Origin of the sequence: Alteraurantiacibacter palmitatis, assembly GCF_037154115.1 — a bacterium.
In the GTDB taxonomy this organism is placed as follows: Bacteria; Pseudomonadota; Alphaproteobacteria; order Sphingomonadales; family Sphingomonadaceae; genus Alteraurantiacibacter; species Alteraurantiacibacter palmitatis.
Map to the genome: position 1 here is coordinate 176087 of NZ_JBANRO010000002.1, position 20820 is coordinate 196906.

At 65.1% G+C, this 20820-nt stretch carries 18 protein-coding genes; 10 read left to right on the plus strand and 8 right to left on the minus strand.

What is annotated here, in order from left to right; all coding sequences use genetic code 11:
* Nucleotides 1-69: 69 nt before the first annotated feature.
* The 3 genes from WFP44_RS02890 to dnaE all read left to right on the plus strand — a co-directional run bounded on the left by WFP44_RS02890 (nt 70) and on the right by dnaE (nt 5525).
* On the plus strand, nt 70-1311 hold the full coding sequence (locus WFP44_RS02890) for a lipoprotein-releasing ABC transporter permease subunit (protein ID WP_336924848.1): 1242 nt from the start codon (nt 70-72) through the stop codon (nt 1309-1311).
* Nucleotides 1304-1978 (plus strand): ABC transporter ATP-binding protein, encoded by a 675-nt coding sequence (locus tag WFP44_RS02895; protein WP_336924849.1) that lies wholly within the window; start codon nt 1304-1306, stop codon nt 1976-1978. Before WFP44_RS02890 ends, WFP44_RS02895 begins: the two co-directional genes overlap by 8 nt.
* 79 nt (nt 1979-2057) lie before the next feature.
* A complete protein-coding gene (gene dnaE / locus WFP44_RS02900; protein WP_336924851.1) occupies nt 2058-5525 on the plus strand; it encodes a DNA polymerase III subunit alpha in 3468 nt (1155 codons plus the stop codon).
* A 93-nt stretch (nt 5526-5618) separates the two neighbouring features.
* Here dnaE and WFP44_RS02905 read toward each other — a convergent pair whose 3' ends face one another.
* The 4 genes from WFP44_RS02905 to WFP44_RS02920 all read right to left on the minus strand — a co-directional run bounded on the left by WFP44_RS02905 (nt 5619) and on the right by WFP44_RS02920 (nt 9913).
* Nucleotides 5619-6788 carry an OmpA family protein gene (locus WFP44_RS02905; RefSeq protein WP_336924852.1) on the minus strand — a complete coding sequence of 390 codons (1170 nt, stop codon included), beginning with the start codon at nt 6786-6788 and terminating at the stop codon, nt 5619-5621.
* 112 nt (nt 6789-6900) lie between these two features.
* Nucleotides 6901-7428 carry a molybdenum cofactor biosynthesis protein B gene (gene moaB / locus WFP44_RS02910; protein WP_336924853.1) on the minus strand — a complete coding sequence of 176 codons (528 nt, stop codon included), beginning with the start codon at nt 7426-7428 and terminating at the stop codon, nt 6901-6903.
* On the minus strand, nt 7428-9155 hold the full coding sequence (locus tag WFP44_RS02915) for a lytic transglycosylase domain-containing protein (RefSeq protein WP_336924854.1): 1728 nt from the start codon (nt 9153-9155) through the stop codon (nt 7428-7430). Before WFP44_RS02915 ends, moaB begins: the two co-directional genes overlap by 1 nt.
* Nucleotides 9152-9913, minus strand: a complete 762-nt coding sequence (locus WFP44_RS02920; protein ID WP_336924855.1) for a hypothetical protein — start codon at nt 9911-9913, stop codon at nt 9152-9154. Before WFP44_RS02920 ends, WFP44_RS02915 begins: the two co-directional genes overlap by 4 nt.
* 76 nt (nt 9914-9989) lie before the next feature.
* Between WFP44_RS02920 and WFP44_RS02925 the strand changes: the two genes are divergently transcribed.
* From WFP44_RS02925 to WFP44_RS02955, 7 genes are all read left to right on the plus strand, one after another.
* On the plus strand, nt 9990-11633 hold the full coding sequence (locus WFP44_RS02925) for an electron transfer flavoprotein-ubiquinone oxidoreductase (RefSeq protein ID WP_336924856.1): 1644 nt from the start codon (nt 9990-9992) through the stop codon (nt 11631-11633).
* A gap of 2 nt (nt 11634-11635) precedes the next feature.
* A complete protein-coding gene (locus WFP44_RS02930; protein ID WP_336924857.1) occupies nt 11636-12442 on the plus strand; it encodes a 4-(cytidine 5'-diphospho)-2-C-methyl-D-erythritol kinase in 807 nt (268 codons plus the stop codon).
* A 10-nt stretch (nt 12443-12452) separates the two neighbouring features.
* The gene (locus WFP44_RS02935; RefSeq protein ID WP_336924858.1) at nt 12453-13184 is read left to right on the plus strand and encodes an N-formylglutamate amidohydrolase; all 732 of its coding nucleotides are present in this window, start codon (nt 12453-12455) and stop codon (nt 13182-13184) included.
* 100 nt (nt 13185-13284) lie between these two features.
* Nucleotides 13285-15141 carry a dihydroxy-acid dehydratase gene (gene ilvD / locus WFP44_RS02940; RefSeq protein WP_336924859.1) on the plus strand — a complete coding sequence of 619 codons (1857 nt, stop codon included), beginning with the start codon at nt 13285-13287 and terminating at the stop codon, nt 15139-15141.
* Between the two features lies 1 nt (nt 15142).
* Nucleotides 15143-15529 (plus strand): hypothetical protein, encoded by a 387-nt coding sequence (locus tag WFP44_RS02945; protein ID WP_336924860.1) that lies wholly within the window; start codon nt 15143-15145, stop codon nt 15527-15529.
* Nucleotides 15516-16910, plus strand: coding sequence for an NAD(P)H-hydrate dehydratase (locus WFP44_RS02950; protein WP_336924861.1), 1395 nt, complete (start codon nt 15516-15518; stop codon nt 16908-16910). The genes WFP44_RS02945 and WFP44_RS02950 overlap by 14 nt, the downstream gene beginning before the upstream one ends.
* Complete coding sequence (locus tag WFP44_RS02955) at nt 16907-18115, plus strand: class I SAM-dependent RNA methyltransferase (protein WP_336924862.1); 1209 nt, start codon at nt 16907-16909, stop codon at nt 18113-18115. The genes WFP44_RS02950 and WFP44_RS02955 overlap by 4 nt, the downstream gene beginning before the upstream one ends.
* Here the strand turns inward: WFP44_RS02955 and WFP44_RS02960 are convergent.
* Genes WFP44_RS02960 through WFP44_RS02975 form a run of 4 tightly spaced genes read right to left on the minus strand, consistent with a single transcriptional unit; the run spans nt 18068 to nt 20796 of the window.
* Complete coding sequence (locus tag WFP44_RS02960; RefSeq protein ID WP_336924863.1) at nt 18068-18865, minus strand: hydrolase 1, exosortase A system-associated; 798 nt, start codon at nt 18863-18865, stop codon at nt 18068-18070. The two genes, WFP44_RS02955 and WFP44_RS02960, sit on opposite strands and share 48 nt — an antisense overlap.
* A complete protein-coding gene (locus WFP44_RS02965; protein ID WP_336924864.1) occupies nt 18862-19527 on the minus strand; it encodes a hypothetical protein in 666 nt (221 codons plus the stop codon). The genes WFP44_RS02960 and WFP44_RS02965 overlap by 4 nt, the downstream gene beginning before the upstream one ends.
* A gap of 6 nt (nt 19528-19533) precedes the next feature.
* Nucleotides 19534-19803 carry an acyl carrier protein gene (locus WFP44_RS02970; protein WP_336924865.1) on the minus strand — a complete coding sequence of 90 codons (270 nt, stop codon included), beginning with the start codon at nt 19801-19803 and terminating at the stop codon, nt 19534-19536.
* 9 nt (nt 19804-19812) lie between these two features.
* Nucleotides 19813-20796, minus strand: a complete 984-nt coding sequence (locus WFP44_RS02975) for a GNAT family N-acetyltransferase (protein ID WP_336924866.1) — start codon at nt 20794-20796, stop codon at nt 19813-19815.
* Nucleotides 20797-20820 lie beyond the last annotated feature (24 nt).

The window sequence follows — 20820 nt, forward strand, 5'->3', positions numbered from 1 at the left end:
CGCCCGTGGGCCACCTAAATCCCCGGCAAACCCCGTTCCGGACCATCCATTTCAGTCAGGCCCGCCACCTTGATCCTTTCCCCCTTCGAATGGACGATTGCCAAACGCTATATGCTGCCCGGCCGCAGCGAGGCGGTGATCACGCTGGTCGCGTCGATTTCGATCGGCGTGGTCATGCTGTCGGTTGCCATGCTGGTAATCGTGATGAGCGTGATGAACGGCTTTCGCGCCGAACTGATCGACCGGATCACCGGGCTGAACGGGCACGCGGTGGTGCAGGCCTATGGCGGGCGGCTGGAAGATTGGGAAAACGTGCTGAACGAAGTGCGCCAGACTCCCGGTGTCACCCGCGCGGTGCCGATGGTGGAACAGCCGCTGCTCGCCACGCTCAACGGCCGGGCCGAAGCGGTGCTGGTGCGCGGAAACCAGCCGGCGGATATCGCGCGTCTCGGCTCCAGCGTGGTGATGGGCGATCTGGCTGATCTGCGCGATGGCGAACGCAATATCGCCATCGGCTCGCGTCTTGCCCTCAAGATGGGCGCGCGCATGGGCGATACGCTGACGATCATCAATCCGCAGGGACGCACCACGCCCTTTGGCACCGTCCCGCGCCAGATCGGCTACACGATCAGCGCGATTTTCGAGGTCGGCATCTACGATTTTGACGAACGCATGGTTATCATGCCGATGTCCGATGCGCAGACATTGTTGCTGATGGGCGATGCGATCAGCGCGATCGAAGTGACCACCAGCGATGCGGAAAAAGTGCCGCAGATCATGGCGCCTGTCGCCGCCGCGCTGGAAGGGCAGGCGGTGGTCACCATCTGGCAGGAAATGAACGCGTCCTTGTTTGAAGCCTTGCAGGTGGAACGCGTGGCAATGGCCTTTGCGCTGGGCATCATCGTGCTGGTGGCGGCGTTCAACATTCTCTCCTCGCTGGTCATGCTGGTGCGATCCAAGACACGCGATATCGCCATCATGCGCACCATGGGTGCTCGGCGGCAGAGCCTGCTGAAGATATTCGTCACCACAGGCTCCGTTGTGGGAACGATCGGCACGCTGGCGGGCGTGGTGCTGGGCCTGCTGGTGCTGGCTTTCCGGCAACCGATTGTGGGCGTGATCGAGGCAATGTCCGGGCAGGAATTGTGGAATCCCGAAGTGCGCTTCCTCACCGAACTGCCTGCGCGGGTTGATCCGGTGGAGGTGCTGCTGATTGCCGGAATGGCGATGGGGATGGCCTTCCTTGCCACGCTGTATCCGGCCTGGCGCGCGGCCAATACCGATCCGGTGGAGGTCCTGCGCTATGAGTGAGCCGATCGTGTCCCTGAAGGGGCTTGCGCGCAGTTTCGAGCAGGGCGGCGAGGTGATCGAAGTGCTGCGCGGCGTCGATCTCGATGTGATGCCGGGCGAGATCGTCGCTTTGCTGGGCCCTTCGGGGTCGGGCAAGTCCACCATGCTGCAAGCCGTAGGCCTCTTGGAAGGCGGCTTTTCGGGCACGATCCGCATGGCGGGGGTGGATGCCAGCAATGTGGATGCGGCCACGCGCACGCAGCTTCGGCGCGATCATCTGGGCTTTATCTACCAGTTCCATCACCTGCTGCCCGATTTCACGGCACTGGAAAATGTGGTCATTCCGCAATTGCTGATCGGTAAGGCGCGGCCAGAGGCGCAGGTGCGGGCAAGCGATTTGCTGGGAGCACTTGGTCTGGGACACCGCTTGACTCACCGCCCCAGCCAGCTTTCGGGCGGCGAGCAGCAGCGTGTCGCCGTGGCCCGCGCGCTGGCGAACAGTCCCAAGCTGGTGCTGGCTGACGAGCCGACGGGTAATCTGGACGAAAAGACATCGGACAAGGTGTTCGACCAGTTCCTTGAACTGGTGCGCGGGCACGGCAGCGCGGCGCTTGTCGCCACGCATAACGAGCGGCTGGCGGCGCGGATGGACCGGGTGGTGCGGCTGCACGAAGGACATCTGGAATAAGCCTGCATTCTGGCGCAAAAGCCTGTTGAAAGCGTAGCCGATAGATTGCCCTTCGCGCCGCAAGGCCTAGTGTCGCGCCATGGCCTTTTCTCCCTTCGTCCCCTTGCGCGTGTTTTCCAGCTATTCGATGCTCGAAGGTGCGATCGATCCCAAGGCGATTGCCGCGCTTGCCAAGGAGCGCGGCTTCCCCGCCATTGCCATTTGCGACCGCAATGGCCTGTATGGGGCGACCATGTTTGCCAAGGCTTGTGCCGATTACGGTGTGCAGCCGATCATCGGCGCGCTGCTGGGCGTGTCGCGTGGCGGCGAAGCGCCGGTGGATTACCTGCCGCTGTATGCGCAGGATGAGGAAGGCTGGCTGAACCTGTCCCATCTGGTCAGCTGCGCCCATCTGGACCGCCCGCCAGAAATGGAGCCGCACGTATCGCTGGGTGCGCTGCAAGGGCGCACCGGCGGACTTATCGCATTGTCCGGCGGGGCGGAGGGCGGAGTGACGCGCCTGTGCGCGCTTGGCAAACACGGGGATGCGCGCGACCTTGCGGTTCGGCTGATGGCGCTGTTCCCGCAGCGCTTCTATATCGAACTGACACGCCGGGGCGAGGCGACAGAGGAGGCTGCTGAGCCTGCCTTGATCGATCTGGCCTATGCCCTGGATATTCCGCTTGTCGCCACCAATCCGGCCAATTTTGCCGAACCGCATATGCACGCCGCGCATGATGCGATGCTGTGCATTGCCCATTCAACCCATATCGACAGCGCGGACCGCCCGCGCTCCAATCCGCAAGGCTTCGTCAAGTCCGCAGCGATGATGGAGGAACTGTTCGCCGACCTGCCCGAAGCCACCGCCAACACGCTGGTGGTGGCGCAGCGCTGCGCCTATTCCCCGCCGCGGCGCAAGCCGATCCTGCCCAGCCTTGCCGGGGATCAGGAGGGCGAGGCGCGGATGCTGGCCGAGGATGCGGCGCGTGGTCTGGCGGCGCGGCTGGAGCCCTATGGCGCGATGAGCGCGGAGGAACGGCAGGTCTATACCGACCGTTTGAACTTTGAAGTCGATGTGATTACCCGCATGGGTTTTCCCGGCTATTTCCTGATCGTTGCCGATTTCATCAAATGGGCCAAGGCGCAAGGCATCCCCGTGGGGCCGGGGCGCGGATCGGGCGCGGGCAGTCTGGTCGCCTGGGCGCTGACCATTACCGATCTCGACCCCATCAAGCTGGGCCTGCTGTTCGAACGTTTCCTCAACCCCGAACGCGTGTCGATGCCTGACTTCGACATCGATTTCTGCGAAACGCGGCGCGGGGAGGTGATCCGCTACGTGCAGGAGCGATACGGGCACGACAGGGTGGCGCAGATCATCACCTTCGGCAAGATGAAGGCGCGGGCCGTGCTGCGCGATTGCGGGCGTATCCTGCAAATGCCTTACGGGCAGGTGGATCGGCTCACCAGGATGGTGCCCAACCACCCCACCGATCCGTGGACGCTGGAACGCACGCTGAACGGTGCGGCCGATTTCCGGCGGGAATACGAGAACGATAACGAAGTGAAGCGGCTGGTCGATCTGGCGCTGCAACTGGAAGGCTTCCCGCGCAATTCCTCCACCCATGCGGCCGGCGTGGTGATCGGCGACCGGCCCTTGGCGCAATTGGTGCCTCTGTACCGCGATCCGCGATCAGATATGCCGGTGACGCAGTTCGACATGAAGCACGTGGAGGATACCGGCCTCGTCAAGTTCGACTTCCTTGGCCTGAAAACCCTTTCGGTGCTGCGCAAGGCAGTGGATCTGCTGGCCGGGCGCGGCGTTGAGGTGGATCTCGACCGGCTGCCGATGGATGACGAGCAGGTGTTTGCCCTGCTCAAGCGCGGCGATACGGTGGGCGTGTTCCAGCTGGAATCGGAAGGGATGCGGCGCACGCTGGCGCAGGTGCGGCCCACCGTGTTCGAGGACATCATCGCGCTCGTCTCGCTTTACCGCCCCGGCCCGATGGACAACATCCCGCTGTTCGGCAAACGCAAGAACGGCGAGGCGCCGATCGAATATCCGCACCCCAAGCTGGAAGGCATCCTGTCCGAAACCTATGGCATCTTCGTCTATCAGGAACAGGTGATGCAGGCCGCGCAGATCCTGGCGGGCTATTCGCTGGGCGATGCCGACCTGCTGCGCCGCGCCATGGGCAAGAAGGTGCAGGCCGAAATGGATGCGCAGCGCCAGCGCTTCATCGATGGCTGCGCCGAGGTTTCCGGTATCCCTCAGGGCGAGGCGAACAGCCTGTTCGACTTGATTGACAAATTCGCCGGCTATGGCTTCAACAAGAGCCACGCGGCCGCCTATGCCGTGCTCAGCTACCAGACCGCCTGGTTCAAGACGCATTATCCGGAGGAATTCTACGCCGCCTCGATGTGCTTCGATATGCACCAGTCCGAAAAGCTCAGCGTGTTCGTGGACGATGCGCGGCGCAACGGCATTACGGTGCTGGGGCCCGACATCAACCGTTCGCAGGCCGAATTCAGCGTGGAGCGGACCGAAGAGGGCCACGCGGTGCGCTATGCGCTGGCAGGCATCCGCAATGTCGGCGAAAAGGCGATGGAGCAGGTGGTGGCCGAACGGGAGGCGAACGGCCCCTTTGTGTCGCTGGAGGATCTGTTCCGACGTGCGCCTGCAGGGGCGATGAACCGGCGGATGCTGGAAGGTCTGGCGGGCGCGGGCGCGCTCGATTGCCTCGAGGCCAACCGCGCGCTGGTGCTGGCCAATGCCGATATGTTGCTGGCTGTGTCCGATGCCGCCACGCGCGAACGCTCCAGCGGGCAGGGCGGACTGTTTGGCGGGGATGATCATGCCGAACCGGCCCTGCGCCTGACCGAAACCCCGCCATGGAACCGTTCGCAGCAGATGGAGGCGGAGCGGGAGAATTTCGGCTTCTATTTCGCCGCGCATCCGGTGGCGGAATACAAGGTGGCGGCCTCCGCGCACGGTGCGCGCAGCTATGCCTCGCTCGCCAGTGGGGAAATTTCGGGTGAGGGTGTGCAGGCGGTCATGGCTGCTCTTGTCGAAACCGCCAGCAAAGGCCGCACCAAGCGCGGCAAGGATTTTGTCCGCGCGACCTTCTCGGATGCAACGGGCCAGTTTTCTGCTGCCTGCTTCGAGGAAGGCCTGGTGGAGAATTTCATCCGCTGGGCAGCCGATGGCACCTGCGTGCTGCTGACGGTCGAGGTGGACAAGCCGAATCCCGACGACCAGCCGCGTTTCACCGTGCGCGCCGCGCGCCCCCTAGCTGAAGTGCACGACGCGGCGCGCATGGTGCTGGAATGCGATGTGGAAAGCGAAGAGGGACTTGTCGCTCTGCGCGCCTGCCTTGTTCCGGGTAAGCCCAAACATGGCGAGGTGCTGGTGCGGCTCAAGATTGGCGAGATGGCCGATCCGCTTGTTCGGCTGGGCAGCGATTTTGCGCTGTCGGGCGAATTGGTCGACAGGTTGGCGACGGAGCCGGGACTTGCCAATATCTCCTTGCGCCCGCGCCGCGCCACTTCCTCATTGCGGCTGGTTGCCTGACAACCAGTTCGACGGAAAAGAGAGGGAGCGCCACGAAAAGGGGCCGGAAGGTTTCCCCTCCGGCCCCTGTTTTCGTGTTGATGAAACCGACCCTTAGCGGCCCGAACCCGGACCGTAGGTGATTTCCACGCGGCGGTTCTGCAGTTCGCGCACACCGTCGGCGGTGGGAACGCGGTTCTGCGTTTCGCCGAAGGCTTCGCTGCTGATGCGTGCCGCGGGGATGCCGCGACCGGTCAGATACTGCTGCACGGCTTCGTTGCGGCGCTGCGACAGGCCGACATTGTACTGGGCCGAGCCCGAACGGTCGGCGTGGCCGGCCAGCATGATCGCGGCGCTGCCGCAATTGCCGTAAGCCGTGACGGCCGAGTTCAGCACCGTGGCCGCTTCCGCCGTGATCGCCGCGGAATCCCAATCGAAGAACACGATGTAGGGGCCCTGGTTGCACTGCACCACCGGCGGCGGCGGCGGCGGCGGGGGAGGCGGCGGCGGGGGCGGCGGGGGCGGCGGGGGCGGAGGCGGCGGCGGCGGCGGAGCCACAGCAGCCGGGGCCGGAGCGCCACCGAAGTTGTAGATCAGGCTCGCCAGCACCGAATGGGTGGTCAGATCGTAACGGGCATTGCGCGAATTCGCGCCGGTCGCGGTCTGCTCGTTGATGCTATAGCGGTCGTTCAGCGTCGCGTTCTCTACGTTGAAGTAGCGATATTTGATGCCGATATCGATATTGTTGGTGACCGGGGCATAAAGCCGGGCCACGCCCTGCCAGGCAAAGCGCACATCGTTGTCGTCCAGCGCCACTCGGCCCGGAACAGACACATTGCGGAAGTCCACATCGGCAATGCCTGCGCCGCCGCCGATCGAGAATCCGATCCCGTCATTGCCGCCGAAATCCAGCATCAAATTGCCCATTCCGCTCCACACGCGCGCGCTGCCGCTGGCGTCATAAGTGCCAGTGGCGAAATAATTGCTCCCAGTGGGAATGGGGCCGACCGGGCCGGTGATGGTGTCAATGCCGAAGCGCTTGTAGCTGCCTTCGGCTTCCAGACGGACAGGGCCAAAGTCATAGCCGATAACGCCGCCCGCTTCCCAGCCGATGTCCTTGGCTTCGGCATCGATCGAGAGATTTGTCCCCGCAATGTCGAAGCGGGTGTCTTCGGCGTGAACAACGCCGCCTTCGATGCCCAGATAAACCTGGCCATCGCGCGCGATTGCCGGGCTTGCCAGTACGCTGGATGCGAGCAGCAAGCCGATTGCGCATTTTTTCATGCGTAAGACCCTTCCTTGATTGTCAAAATCCATGGGGCTTCTCGATTAAGCCCACATTGCGACAATCCTGCGACTGGCAAAGGGTTCCCACCCAATTTGCTCCTGGAGGAAATCAGACCTCGCGCAGGCGAGGCATCAGTTCAACGAAATTGCAGGGTCGGTTACGGGAATCGAGTTGCTCGGCAAGGATGCCGTCCCACCCGTCGCGCACCGCACCGTTCGAACCGGGCAAGGCAAAGATATAGGTGCCATCGGCCACCACGGCGCAGGCGCGCGATTGCACGGTGGAGGTGCCGATTGTGTTGAAGCTGATCAGGCGGAAGATCTCGCCAAAGCCGGGGATGTCGCGCGTTTTCACCCGGTCGAGCGCTTCGGGCGTCACATCGCGGCCTGTCAGCCCCGTTCCCCCGGTGGAAACTACCGCATCAATGGCGGGGTCTGCGATCCACGCGCGCAATTGCGCCGCGATCACGTCCGCATCGTCCTTCACGATCGTGCGCGCGGCCAGCTTGTGCCCGGCATCGGTGATGCGCTGGGCGAGGATGTCGCCCGATGTATCCTCGTCAGGCCCGCGCGTGTCCGACACGGTCAGAACCGCGATATTGATGGGTTTGAAGGCGCGCGAAGTGTCGATTGCCATCAGTTTCCTCCCGATCCTGTGCCCGGAAAGGCGGGCCAGCGGTTCTGCGCCAGTGCAAGGCGGCTGGGCGATGCAGCGTTGGCCTGCCTTTCATACATCCAGTAATTGCGCATCACGATGGCGACATAGCTGCGCGTTTCCCAATAGGGGATGGCTTCCATGTAGAGCAGCGGATCACCGAAATCGCGGATCTCGCTTTCCCAGCGCCGCACGGGCGTGAGGCCCGCATTATAGGCGGCCATGATCTTGGGCAGCTTGTCGCGCGTGGCGGGGTCTTCCTGCAACATTTCCAGATTGCGCTGGCCGAATGCGAGATTGGTGCGCGGTTCGAAGATATCGATCTGATCGGCATTGAGGCCAAGGCGCGGGGCGTGCTGGCGCACGGTGATGGGGGTGATCTGCATCAAACCTTGCGCATTGGCCGGGCTGCGCGCGCTGGCGCGAAAGTTCGATTCCTGGAGGATATGCGCAAAGGCCAGCGCCGGATCGACCCGCCAGCCGTTCAATGGCTCCCACTTGCCGACCGGGTAATAGCTGGCGGGATCGGCGCGCGCGCCGGTGGGTGCGTTGTGTGCCATGCTGAGCTGCGTCTGCACGAAACCCAGTTCGCGGGCGAGGCGCGAAAGCGGCGCGTAATCCTCGGCCGGGCCGATCCGCGCCTGATAAAGCAGGATTTCGCTGGCCGGCCCATCCTGCCCGATCTCCGCCAGCGCCACCAATGTGCGCACATTGGCATGGCGGCTGAGCTGTTCCCAATCCTGCGCGGTGAAATCCGCTGCCGAAACCCGGTCGCTCTGCCGGCGGCCGAGCTGTTCGGTCGCGAGCATTCCGTAGAGCGTCTGATCTTCGCCCGCCGCTTCGGCCAGCAAGCTGCTGGACAAGGCAGGCTGGCGGCATCGCAGGGCCGCACGGCTGGCCCAATAGAGCGCGGCTGAACGCAGTTCCACATTCTGGGCCTGCATGGCGGCACTGCGGAAAGCCGTCAAAGCTTCGTCGCAATCGTTCAGCCGCCAGGCGGCAAGGCCGCGCGTCCATTCGCCCTCGGCCACCCATGGCCCACGCCCTTCGGCCACGGTGCGCGCCAGTGCCAGCGATTGCGGGTCCATGTTCTCGATGAAATAGGACCAGGCCACCCGCGTGCGCCATTCAGCCCGTGCCTCTGGAGAGAGTGCCGCGTCGACCCCGTCAAGCAACAGCCGCGCGCCATCGGGATTGTCGTTGGTGATAGCGTTCAGGATCGCGCTGCTCACCTCCTCGGGCATGGACGAATCATCGATCGAGGAGGGGCGCGCGCGGCGTGGGAAGCTGCCTACCGGGCGCACCTGGCTCTCCACCGGCAGGCGCGGCGGATCGGTCAGGCCGCGCGTGGAACCGAGCCGGACTAGCTGATGTGCCATGGGCAATTCGCGCCCCGTTTCCAGCCACGCGCGTATCTGGTCAGCTTCAACGCGCGGTGAACGGGCGTGGAGGTAATAGCGCGCCCGCGCCACCGCGTGCAGCGGGCCGTCGGCACGTTCGGCAAACAGGCGCTGCACCTCGGCCCAGTTCTCGCCATCGATCGCGCGGAACAGGGTGCGGTACCACGCGGCATCTGCATCAGACAGCTGGCGCGGCACATCTGTTTGCGCAATGTGGGCAAGATAGTAGTCGCGTGATCCTTGCGCCATTGCGGGAGATGCCGCCAGCACCGCAACAAGGGCAACAGCGCCCGTGGCGAATATCTTCATCGCGTATCCGTCCATTCCAGCCAGCGCTGCCACAGCTGCGCGCGGGCGATGCCTTTGGCCAAAAGATTGTCGGGCGCATGGCTGGCAAGCAAGGGCAGCGCCCGGTCGTTCAGCGGCAATTGCTGCACACCCCGCCGCTTTTCAAGGCCAAGCAGCGGCAGGATATCCATGCCCAGCACCAGCAGGCGCTGCGGCGCGGCGAGAGCGAGCAGATGCAGGAGCACATCGCCAAGACCGCCTGTTCGCAGGCTGTCCCATCCCGGATGCGGCAGATGCGCGGGAAGCGCCGCCGCGACGCAGATCGCATCAGGCGCAATGCCCATCGCCCGCTGCATATTGGCAATCAGCGTGCCGTGCCGGCCGGACAGCAGATTGTCGTGATCCTCCGCCTCGGGCATGGGCACCAGAACCATCAGCGCCGCCGATGCGACCCCGCGCGGGGCGATCCGGCGGGCGGGCGGGCCGAGGCTGGGTTCGGCAAGCCACCAGGGGGCAAATTCGGCAAAACTGGTTGGCCAGTTCGCGCGCTCTCCGCCCATGCGCGGCAGCGGGGGCGGGGCTGGCTGTTCCGCGCGGCGAGGCGCAGTCTTCAGCACCTCGGCATGGGTCGCCGTGTCATCGGGATCAACCTCCTGCAACCAGCGCACGGGGCTGTCGGTAAAGTCGCAATCCACGCCTGCCTGCCGCCACCAGGCAATCGCGGCGGCGAACTGCTCCGCCAGATCAGCGGAAGGGCCGGGGGATGGGCGGCTTTCCATGCACCTGCTCTTGACCTGCCTGCCGCCAGCGATCAAGCCCTGATGCCATGAACAGCCTTTTGTTGGAGCCTTTGGGATGAGCGCGCGGGAATCGATGCCAGTGGATGTCGTGATCGTGGGCGCGGGGCCAGCCGGCCTTGCTGCCGCAATCCGGCTGAAACAGATCGACGCCAATTGCGAAATCGTCGTGCTGGAAAAGGGCGCGGAAGTGGGCGCGCATATCCTGTCGGGCGCGGTGATTGATCCGCGCAGTCTGGATGAATTGCTGCCCGATTGGCGCGCCAGTTGCGCGCTCGCCAAGGTGCCGGTGACCGAAAACCACCACTGGGTGCTGACGCGGGCGGGCAAGTGGGAATTGCCGCATCTGCTGATGCCCCCCTTGATGAGCAACAAGGGCACTTACACCGGATCGCTCGGCAATCTCACCCGCTGGCTTGCCGAACAGGCCGAGGGGCTGGGCGTGCAGATCTTCCCCGGCTTTCCGGCGAGCGAGGTGCTGTTCGACGAGGCGGGCAATGTCATGGGCGTTGCCACGCAGGACATGGGCGTGGCGGCCGATGGCAGCCACAAGCCCGACTATCAGCCGGGCATGGAACTGCACGCCAAATACACGCTGTTTGCCGAAGGCGCGCGCGGCCATCTGACCAAGCAGATGAAGGCGCGCTTTGCGCTGGATGCGGACTGTCAGCCGCAGGTCTATGGCCTTGGGATCAAGGAGTTGTGGGACATTCCTGCCGACCGGCATGAGCCGGGCCGGGTCATCCACACGCAAGGCTGGCCGCTTTCCGAAAGCGACAGCTGGGGTGGCGGCTTCCTGTATCATCAGGCCGATGGGCAAGTTGCGCTGGGTTTTGTAACCGCGCTGGATTATGCCAACCCCTATGTCTCCCCGTTCGAGGAGTTCCAGCGCTGGAAGACCCACCCCGCCATCCGCGCGGTGATCGAGGGGGGCAAGCGCGTCGCTTACGGCGCCAGGGCGATCAACGAGGGCGGGTGGCAGAGCGTCCCCACGCTCGCTTTCCCCGGCGGGGCGCTGATCGGCTGCGCGGCGGGCTTTGTGAATGTGCCACGCATCAAGGGCACGCATACGGCGATGAAAAGCGGGATGCTGGCCGCCGAAAGTGTGGCGGCGGCGCTGGCGGCTGGCCGCGAAAAGGACACGCTGGCCGATTATGATGCGGCGGTGCGGACAAGCTGGATCGCGGACGAACTCAAGAAGGTGCAGAACGCGCAGCCATTGGTGGCAAAGTTCGGCGGGGCGCTGGGCAGCCTGTTTGCAGGCGGGGATATGTGGCTGCGCACGCTGGGCCTGAAGATCACCGGCGCAATGGGGCACCATACCGATGCCGCCAATACGGGCCGCGCCGATCTGTTCCAGCCAATCAAATATCCCAAGCCCGATGGCAAGATCACCTTTGACCGGCTCTCCTCCGTTTTCCTGTCCGGCACCAACCATGCGGAAGATCAGCCGTGCCATTTGCAAGTGGCCGATTTGGAGTTGCAAAAGGCCAGCGAGCTGGGCGTCTATGCCGGGCCATCGACGCGCTACTGCCCGGCGGGCGTGTATGAATGGCTGGGGCTGGAGGAGGGCGAGCCGCGCTACCAGATCAATTCGCAGAACTGCGTCCACTGCAAGACCTGCGACATCAAGGACCCGAACCAGAACATCAATTGGGTCACGCCCGAAGGCGGCGGCGGCCCGACCTATCCGAATATGTGACGATGCGCGAAACCGCCTACGCCAAGATCAACCTTGCCCTGCACGTGCGGCGCAGGCGGGAGGATGGCTATCACGAGCTGGAGACGCTGTTCGCCTTTGTCGATGCAGGCGATGAACTCACCGCGCGCGCCGGTGAGGCGGACAGCCTCACCGTGGTGGGCGAGTTTGCGGGCGCGCTGACCGATCCGTTCGGCAATATCGTGGCGCAGGCACTCACCGCTTTGCCGCATCCCGGCGGGCTAGCGGTGACTTTGGAGAAAAACCTGCCGGTGGCGGCGGGGCTGGGTGGCGGTTCGGCCGATGCGGGCGCGGTGTTCCGCCTGATCGAGGCGGCGCATGGTCTGCCCGACGATTGGCGCGAGCGCGCGGCAAGGCTTGGCGCGGATGTGCCCGCCTGTGTCGAAAGCCGCACGCATATCGGCACGGGCACGGGGACCGAGCGGGCGGATGTGGTCGATGACATTGCGGGCAAGCCCGTGCTGCTGGTGAATCCGCGCGTGCCGCTCAGCACCGGGCCTGTGTTCAAGGCGTGGGACGGGATTGATCGCGGGCCCCTGCCCACAGGCACCGCGCGCGAAATTGCGCTGGCGGGGCGCAACGACCTGCTTGCCCCTGCCGCAAAGCTGTGTCCGGTGATTTCCGAGGTTATTGTCCGGCTCAAGGTCACCAATGCCTGGAAAGTGGATATGTCCGGTTCGGGCGCCACCTGCTTTGCGATCTATGATTCGGTGAACAAGCGCGATGCGGCGGCGGCGGCGCTGCGCCATTTCCGGCCGCAATGGTGGACTCTGACGGGCAAGCTCCGCTAATCGCAGGCAAATGGATCACGAAGCCTATCGCCTTGTCGGCCAGCCGGAAACCGGCGGCATCCTCGTCGTCTCGGATCACGCCAGCAACCGTGTGCCGGAGGATATCGACCTCGGCATCGTGCCAGCCTTGCTGGATGAGCATATTGCGGTCGATATCGGCGTAGAGGCCATCGGCACGATCATGGCGCAGCAGCCGGGCTTTGCCGCTTTTCAGGGGCAGGTCAGCCGCCTTGTGTGCGATTTCAACCGCGACCGGGACAGTGCTGGCGTAGTTCCCGCCAGCAGCGACGGCCACGCCATTCCCGGCAATGTCCTGACGCCGGAGCAGCGGGAGGCGCGGCTGGCGCGCTTCTTCGATCCCTATCACGATGCCTTGGCCCTCCTTCTGGCCGAGGCAAAGCCCGCTCTCGTCGTCTCGCTGCACAGCTTCACCCCTGCGCTGGCCACCTGCGACAAGCCCCGGCCGTGGCAAGTTGGCGTCCTTTACAACAGCGATGACCGCGTCGCGCGCATCGCCATCTCCATGCTGGAGGTGGAAGGCCTGACCGTGGGCGATCAGGAGCCGTATTCGGGCGTGCTGCTCAATGCCACGATGAACCGGCATTGCGAGCCGGTGGGCCTGCCCTATGTCGGCATCGAGCTGCGGCAGGATATTGCGGGGCGCGAAAAGTTCCAGCCCGGCCTCGCCGATATGCTGGTGCGCATGGCGAAAACCTGCGTCCAGCGCCTCCGTAGCGCCTAGGCCGGGTGGCCTATCACGCGCGGCTTTCGACCGTGGAATTGCAAAGCGCTTGACCCTTTCGCCCAAGCTGACAAGAGCAGGTGGCAAGGAGATAGCGAAAATGCCCGCCTACCGTTCCCGCACCACCACCCACGGCCGCAACATGGCCGGCGCACGCGGCCTGTGGCGCGCCACCGGCATGAAGGACGAGGATTTCGGCAAACCGATCATCGCCGTGGTCAACTCTTTCACCCAGTTCGTGCCGGGCCATGTCCACCTCAAGGATCTGGGCCAGCTGGTCGCGCGCGAGATCGAGGCGGCGGGCGGCGTGGCCAAGGAATTCAACACCATCGCGGTGGATGATGGCATTGCCATGGGCCATGACGGGATGCTTTATTCGCTGCCCAGCCGCGATCTGATCGCCGACAGCGTCGAATACATGGTCAATGCGCACTGCGCCGATGCGATGGTGTGCATCTCCAATTGCGACAAGATCACGCCCGGTATGCTGATGGCCGCGATGCGCATCAACATTCCGGCCGTTTTCGTGTCCGGCGGGCCGATGGAAGCGGGCAAGGTTATCCTTGGCGGCAAGGAACACGCGCTCGATCTGGTGGATGCCATGGTTGCTGCCGCGGATGACAGCTATACCGATGAACAGGTGGCAGAGATCGAACGCTCGGCCTGCCCCACCTGCGGATCGTGCAGCGGGATGTTCACCGCCAATTCAATGAACTGCCTGACCGAAGCGCTGGGTCTGTCGCTGCCCGGCAACGGCTCGGTGCTGGCCACCCATGCCGACCGCAAGAGCCTGTTCGAACGCGCCGGTCGCCTGTCCGTGGCGCTGGCCAAGCGCTATTACGAGGAAGGCGACGAGAGCGTCCTGCCGCGCTCCATCGCCAGCTTTGCCGCGTTTGAAAACGCGATGACGCTGGATATTGCCATGGGCGGATCGACCAACACCGTGCTGCATCTGCTCGCCGCCGCTTACGAGGCGGGGGTGGATTTCACCATGAAGGACATCGACCGGCTGAGCCGCCGCGTGCCGTGCCTGTCCAAGGTTGCCCCGGCCAAGAGCGATGTGCACATGGAAGATGTCCACCGTGCAGGGGGGATCATGGCGATCCTCGGCCAGCTGGAGCGGGCGGGACTTATCCATACCGCGCTTCCCACTGTGCACAGCCCCACAATGGGTGACGCGCTGGATGATTGGGACATCAGCCGCACCAATAATCCCAAGGTGCATGAATTTTATCGCGCCGCGCCGGGCGGGGTGCCTACGCAGGTCGCCTTCAGCCAGAATCGCCGGTGGAAGGAACTCGACCTCGACCGCGAAAACGGCGTGATCCGATCGGCTGAACACGCCTTCAGCAAGGATGGCGGGCTGGCGGTGCTGTATGGCAATATTGCCGCTGACGGCTGCATCGTGAAAACCGCGGGCGTGGATGAAAGCATCCTGAAGTTTACCGGCACAGCGCGCGTGTTCGAAAGCCAGGACGATGCCGTGACCGCGATCCTGACCGATCAAATCACGGCGGGCGATGTGGTGGTGATCCGCTATGAAGGGCCAAAGGGTGGGCCGGGGATGCAGGAAATGCTCTATCCCACCAGCTATCTGAAATCGAAGGGGCTGGGCAAGGCCTGCGCGCTGTTCACCGACGGGCGCTTTTCGGGCGGGACGTCGGGCCTGTCGATCGGCCATGCCTCGCCCGAAGCGGCCGAGGGCGGGGCGATTGCGCTGGTGGAAAATGGCGACACTATCGCCATCGACATTCCGGCGCGCAGCATCAATCTGCTGGTTTCGGACGAGGAACTGGCCCACCGCCGCGCCGCGATGGAGGCCAAGGGGGATGGCGCCTGGCAACCGGCGCAGGAACGTCCGCGCAAGCTTTCCGTGGCACTCAAAGCCTATGCCGCGATGACCACGAGCGCCGCGCGCGGGGCAATCCGCGATATCTCGCAGCTCAAGACCCGCTGATATGCGCGCGCTTGTTCCCGCCACCTGCCTGTTGGCGCTGGCGGCCTGTTCAGCGAGTGGAGATGCGGTGGATGGAGAAGCTGTCGCACAAGGCGAGACTATTGCCTGCGCTACGGGCGGTGCTGCGGAACTGGCCCCTGTCTGCACCGTGGAACGCGCGGTGGAGGACGGCGCCTTGATATTGGTCATCCATCACGAGGATGGCGGGTTCCGCCGTCTTGCGGTGCAAGGCGATGGGTCGGGTGTGGCAGCGGCCGATGGCGCGGACCCGGCGCAGATCACCGTCTATGATGGGGAAATCGCGGTGACGGTAGCGGCCGATCGCTACATCCTGCCCGCAACGATTGCCGCCAAAACCGCCGAAACGGCAGGCGATGCTGCGCCCTGACCAGATTCTCACCGTCGCCCAGATGCAGGCGGCGGAGCAGGCGCTGATTGACGGCGGGGAAACCGTGTCCAGCCTGATGGAACGCGCTGGGGCGGGTGCCGCCGATTATGTCTGGCGGCTGTCGGCCGGACGGCCCGTCACCGTGCTGTGCGGGCCGGGCAATAATGGCGGCGATGGCTATGTGATTGCGCGCCTGCTGCACCAGCGGGGGGTGGCGGTGCAGGTGGTGGCGCCGATGCAACCGAAAACGGCAGCCGCGCGGGCGGCGCGTGCAGCCTGGGGCGGGGAAAGCGTTACCCATGCCGCGGGTGAGGTGTTTGTCGATTGCCTGTTCGGCAGCGGGCTTGCCCGTTCGCTTGAACCGCCGCTGGAGCGGTTGCTGAACGATCTGGCGGGGGCGCATCGCTTGCGTGTCGCGGTTGATCTCCCCAGCGGCGTGGATGCCGACAGCGGTGAATGCCTCAACGCGGCGCTTCCGGTTTTCGACCTGACGATCGCGCTGGGTGCGTGGAAGCCCGCGCATTGGCAGATGCCCGCGATGGAATTGATGGGCGCACGGCGGCTGGTCGATATCGGGATTGCCCCGATGGCCGATGCCATGCGGGTCTCGACGCGTCCGCACCTCGCATCCCCGCCGATGGGCGCGCACAAATACAGCCGCGGCCTGCTGAGCGTGGTGGGTGGGGCCATGCCTGGTGCCGCGGTGCTGGCGGCACGGGCAGCGCAAGGCGGCGGAGCGGGCTATGTCCGGATTGAAACGAGCGGGCGGGAATCTTTCCCGCTCCCGCCCGATATCGTGCTGCGCCGTGTGCCGACCGAGGAATTGTTCCATGACCGCTGGATCGATGCGGTGCTTATCGGGCCTGGCCTTGGCCGGGGTAGCGAGGCGCAAGGTCTTTTGGCGAATGTGCTGGAACTCGATATCCCCACCGTCTGCGATGCCGATGCGCTGCATCTGCTGGAACCGCCCATGCTGCAAGGCCGCAGCGCACCACTGATCGTTACCCCGCATGACGGTGAGCGCGAGGCGCTGAACGAGGCGTTCGGCGTGGTGGGTGATGGGCGGATCGAGGAGGTGGTCGAATTGGCCGAAGCGCTGGGCGCGGTGGTACTTGCCAAGGGGCCGGATACGCTGATCGCTGCGCCGGGCGTGCCGCTCACCTTCATGCCGCCGGCCTGCAGTTGGCTCAGCACGGCGGGGACGGGCGATGTTCTGGCGGGCCTTGTGGCCAGCCGTCTTGCCGCGCAGGCCGACACGCCGTTGCGCGCGGCGGAGGAGGCGTGCTGGCTCCATGCCGAGGCGGCGCGGCTGGCCGGGCCTGCCTTTTCCGCCGGGGCGCTTGTGGCGCACCTGCCGCAGGCGTGGAGAGCCTTTCTGTGAGCGGGCCTGAAGAAATCATCCGCATTGCCGCCAAGGGCGATGGAGTCACCGCATCGGGCCGCCACGTCTCCGGCACCGCCCCAGGTGATCTGGTCACGGCGGACGGCACGATCACGCGGGGGCCGCACCATATCGATCCGCCGTGCCGCCAATTCGGCCAATGCGGCGGGTGCGAATTGCAGCAGGTCGACGATGACGGGCTTGCGGAGATGGTGAAAGGGCGCGTGCTCCACGCCGCCCGTGCGCAGGGCATGGAACCCGCCGTGGTTGCGCCCACGCATCTCTCTCCGCCGCGGTCGCGCCGCCGGGCCTCGCTGCGTGCGGTGAACGGAGGCGGAGGCCGGGCGCTGATCGGTTTCCACGCGGCCGGATCGCATCGGGTGGTGGATTTGCGCGAATGCCATGTGCTCACCGATGAACTATTCACATTTATTGGCAAGTTGCGGGATTATCTTTCGAAAAGAAAAGGCAAGTTTTCTGCCGAGATTGATCTGGCACTCGCCGATCAAGGGGTGGATTGCACCATCCGCAATCTGACTGTCGAAGGGCTGGAACAGACCGAGGACCTCCTCGATTTCTGCCGCGACAACACTCTGGCACGGCTGTCGCTCGATCAGGGTTTTGGCGCGGAAACCTTCTGGGAACCGGAGCCTGTCACCGTGACGCTGGGCGGCGTGCCGGTGCCGTTCCCGCAAGGCGCCTTCCTGCAAGCGACGCAGGATGGCGAAGATGCCCTGACCGGCGCGGTGCGCGAATGGCTTGGCGATTGCCGCGCGGTGGCGGATCTGTTTGCAGGGCTGGGCACCTTCACTTTTGCGCTGCCCCGGCACATCCCGGTTCTGGCCGCAGAGGCCGCACGCGACGCGGTGCTGGCCTGCAAGGCGGCCGCTTCCCGCCACCGCCTGCCCGTGGAGGCGGCGCACCGCGACCTGTTCCGCAATCCGCTGCAACCCGCAGAGCTGGCGCGGTTTGACGGGGTCGTGATTGATCCCCCGCGGGCCGGGGCGCGGTCGCAGGTCGAGCAGCTGGCGGCAAGCGGGGTCGCAAAAATCGCCTATGTGAGCTGCAATCCCATCAGCTGGTCGCGCGACGGGGCCTTGCTGGCGGCGGCGGGCTATCGGTTGGCGCAGGTTCGCCCGGTGGGCCAGTTCCGCTGGTCAACCCATGTCGAGCTGGCCAGCCTCTTCCTCAAGAACGGCGCATAACGCGCTGAAAAGCCATGTGGATGCCGTCTCGCCACTAAATCCGTGATCGGCATCTTCGCATAGCTGCCACAGCCGCTTGCTGGCAGGCCACGCCGCCATGAACGCCTGCGCCGTGCGGTCCCTTGGGGCCAGCAGAATGGCGGTCTTGCCCGCAAAGCGGGCGTGCCCGGCCTGCATATCCCCCAACAGGCCCGAAAGGGACCGAGAGGGACTGAGAGCGCGGCGCAGGCCATTCAGCAGCTTTGCCAGCGACACATCGCCCTGGAGAAGGCGCAGCACCTCGCGCGGGGATTTCAGCTTCGCAGCATAGCGTGCGCGCACCGCTTGCGGGGCAGGGCCTTCGTCTGCCGAATCGAAGGTCCAGGGGTTGGCCAGCACCAGCGCATCGCATCCCGCGCCGCCGGCAAGCAGCAGCGCGCTGGCCGCATCGCAATTGCCGAAAACGACAAGGCGCTCGATATGCGGAGCCTGTGCGCGGAAAGCGGCGATCGCCGCGGCAATATCAGGCGCGCTGCCGGTGAAGCCGCTGTTGCGGCCGGTGGAATCGCCCACGCCGCGCCGGTCGAACCGCAGCACCGGATAGCCTGCCGCCGCGATCCGGGCTGCCAGCCTTGCCTGCCCGCTGAATGTCCCGCTTCGCACCTCGTTGCCACCCGTTACGATCAGCAGGCCCACCCGGCCCGCCGCATCATCCAGCGTGGCGGCGAGCGTTTCGCCTGCGCAGGGAAAAGCGAAATGCCGCCGGCTCATCCCTGCACATCCTGCACGATCCGCGCCGCAAGCGCTTCGGCCTGCGCGCCGTCGTGATCGGGCTCGGCGCGCAGCCACAGGCCCGCTGCGTCGAAGTCTGCCGGGGTGAGCGTGTGCAGGCCATGCGCGGGCAATTCCGCCCTTGCCAGCGCCGCTACCATTTCCGCGCCCAGGTGATAGCCGCCCAAAGCCAGCCCTTCGTTTTTGCCGGTTTGGAGCAAAGCCTCGCTGCTCTCGCTGCGGCCTGCCTCCTTCGCTGCGACGACCCGCGCCCGCAGCAGAGCGCGCAATGCCGCCTTTCCGGCAAGCGGCGCATAGGCCCAGCCGGGCAGATCCGGCGCCAGGTTCACGCCCGCGCGTATGGCCAGCACATGGGTGCACCCATAGGCCTGCGATGCGGCAAGGGCGGCGCTGCGCCAGCTAGCCAGATCGTGCGCCGCCAGCGGGGCGAGGCTTTCGTTGCAGCCGGGCAGATCGGGCAGCACGCTGGCGACCCCGGCCCGTTCCAGCGCGCGCATCAGCTCCACGGAAAAATGGCGCAGCTTGTTTGCTTCATCAAACCAGGCAGGCAGCACCAGCAGGCGGGTGGAGGCGGACGGATCGCCAAAGGTCAGCGCCAGTTCCTCCTGCCCGCCGGGCGCGGTGTAACTGGCGAAGTGCACGCCCGGTCAGCCCGCTTGCCGCTTGGCCGTCACGAAGGCCAGCAATGCGCCGAAACTTTCGAGCATTTCGCCGTCAATCTCGTCGTCCTCGATCACGAGGCCGAGGCGATCCTCCATCTCGGTCAGCAAGGTTGCCACGGCCATGGAATCGAGTTCGGGCAGGTGGCCGAACAGGCCGGTATCCGCGTCAAACGCGTCCACGCGCTGTTGCGACAGCCCAAGGCAATCGCGCAAAAGCGCGCGCAATTCGTTTTCGATCATCGCTTGGTCGGTCATGCTGCGCCCCTAACCATCGGAATGGGGCGATACAAGGTGGCGGATCAGCGCCTTGCCCAGTTGCAGCCAGTGGCGCGGCGCGGCGGGGTGGATGCAAGTGAGCGCAAAGCGCGGGCGCGCGGCGTCCATCCAGTCGGCCTTGTAGCTGTCATTGCCGGTGCCGAAATCGACTTGCGCCACACGGTCGCGGTCAATCACCTGCTCCATCAGCGCGGCGGTCAGCGTGGTGCCGGGGGAAAGCGCGTCCGCGGCGGGAAGATGCGCCAGCTTGTGAATATAGGCCGTGCCATCCTCCACGGTCCAGAACTGCGCGGCCACCGGCTGGCCATCGGCCAAGGCCATGCCGAACAGGTAATGGCCGCGTGCGCTCTCCTGCCTGGCAAAGGCGCGCAGCAAGGCCGGATCGCCTTCGGCCGGTTTCCAGCTGGCGGCATAGATTGCCTCGTAGGCGGCCCAGTCAGCGGCGTCGAAGTGGCGGGACAGGCGCACCTCCACCTTCTTCGCCTTGCGCTTCAGCGTGGTGCGCAAGGGGCCGGGGCGGCTGGCGAGGTATTCGGCGAAACTGCGCCCGTTGATGGCGAGAAAGTGGTTGGTGTCGCAGATGTCGCGGCTGACGAAAAAGCCCGCGCGGCGAAAGGCGGCTTCCAGACGGTCGGTATCGGCGGCATCCAGCTTGGTGAGAGTGATGCTGTAGGCGCGCAAGGCGCCGGCCAGTGCATCGAGCAAGGCGGGGCTGGCTCCCGCCGTTTCCAGAGGTGCCCAGGTGAAGGCATACCAGTTGGAGAGTATGTCCAGCTCCTTGCCACGCCGGATCAGCGGCAGGGCGATCGCGCCGCTCGCATCGCTGGCAAGGGCGATGAAGGGCCGCTGGCCAGACAGCCCTTGGGCCTGTTCCAGCAAGCCGAACCATTCGACACGCGCAAACGGCCCCTTGCCGCACAGGCCAAGGCCATGCAGTTCGTTAACCGTGTCGTGATAGGCGATTTCGCCCAAAGCCCGCTTCTCCAGATGGAGTTC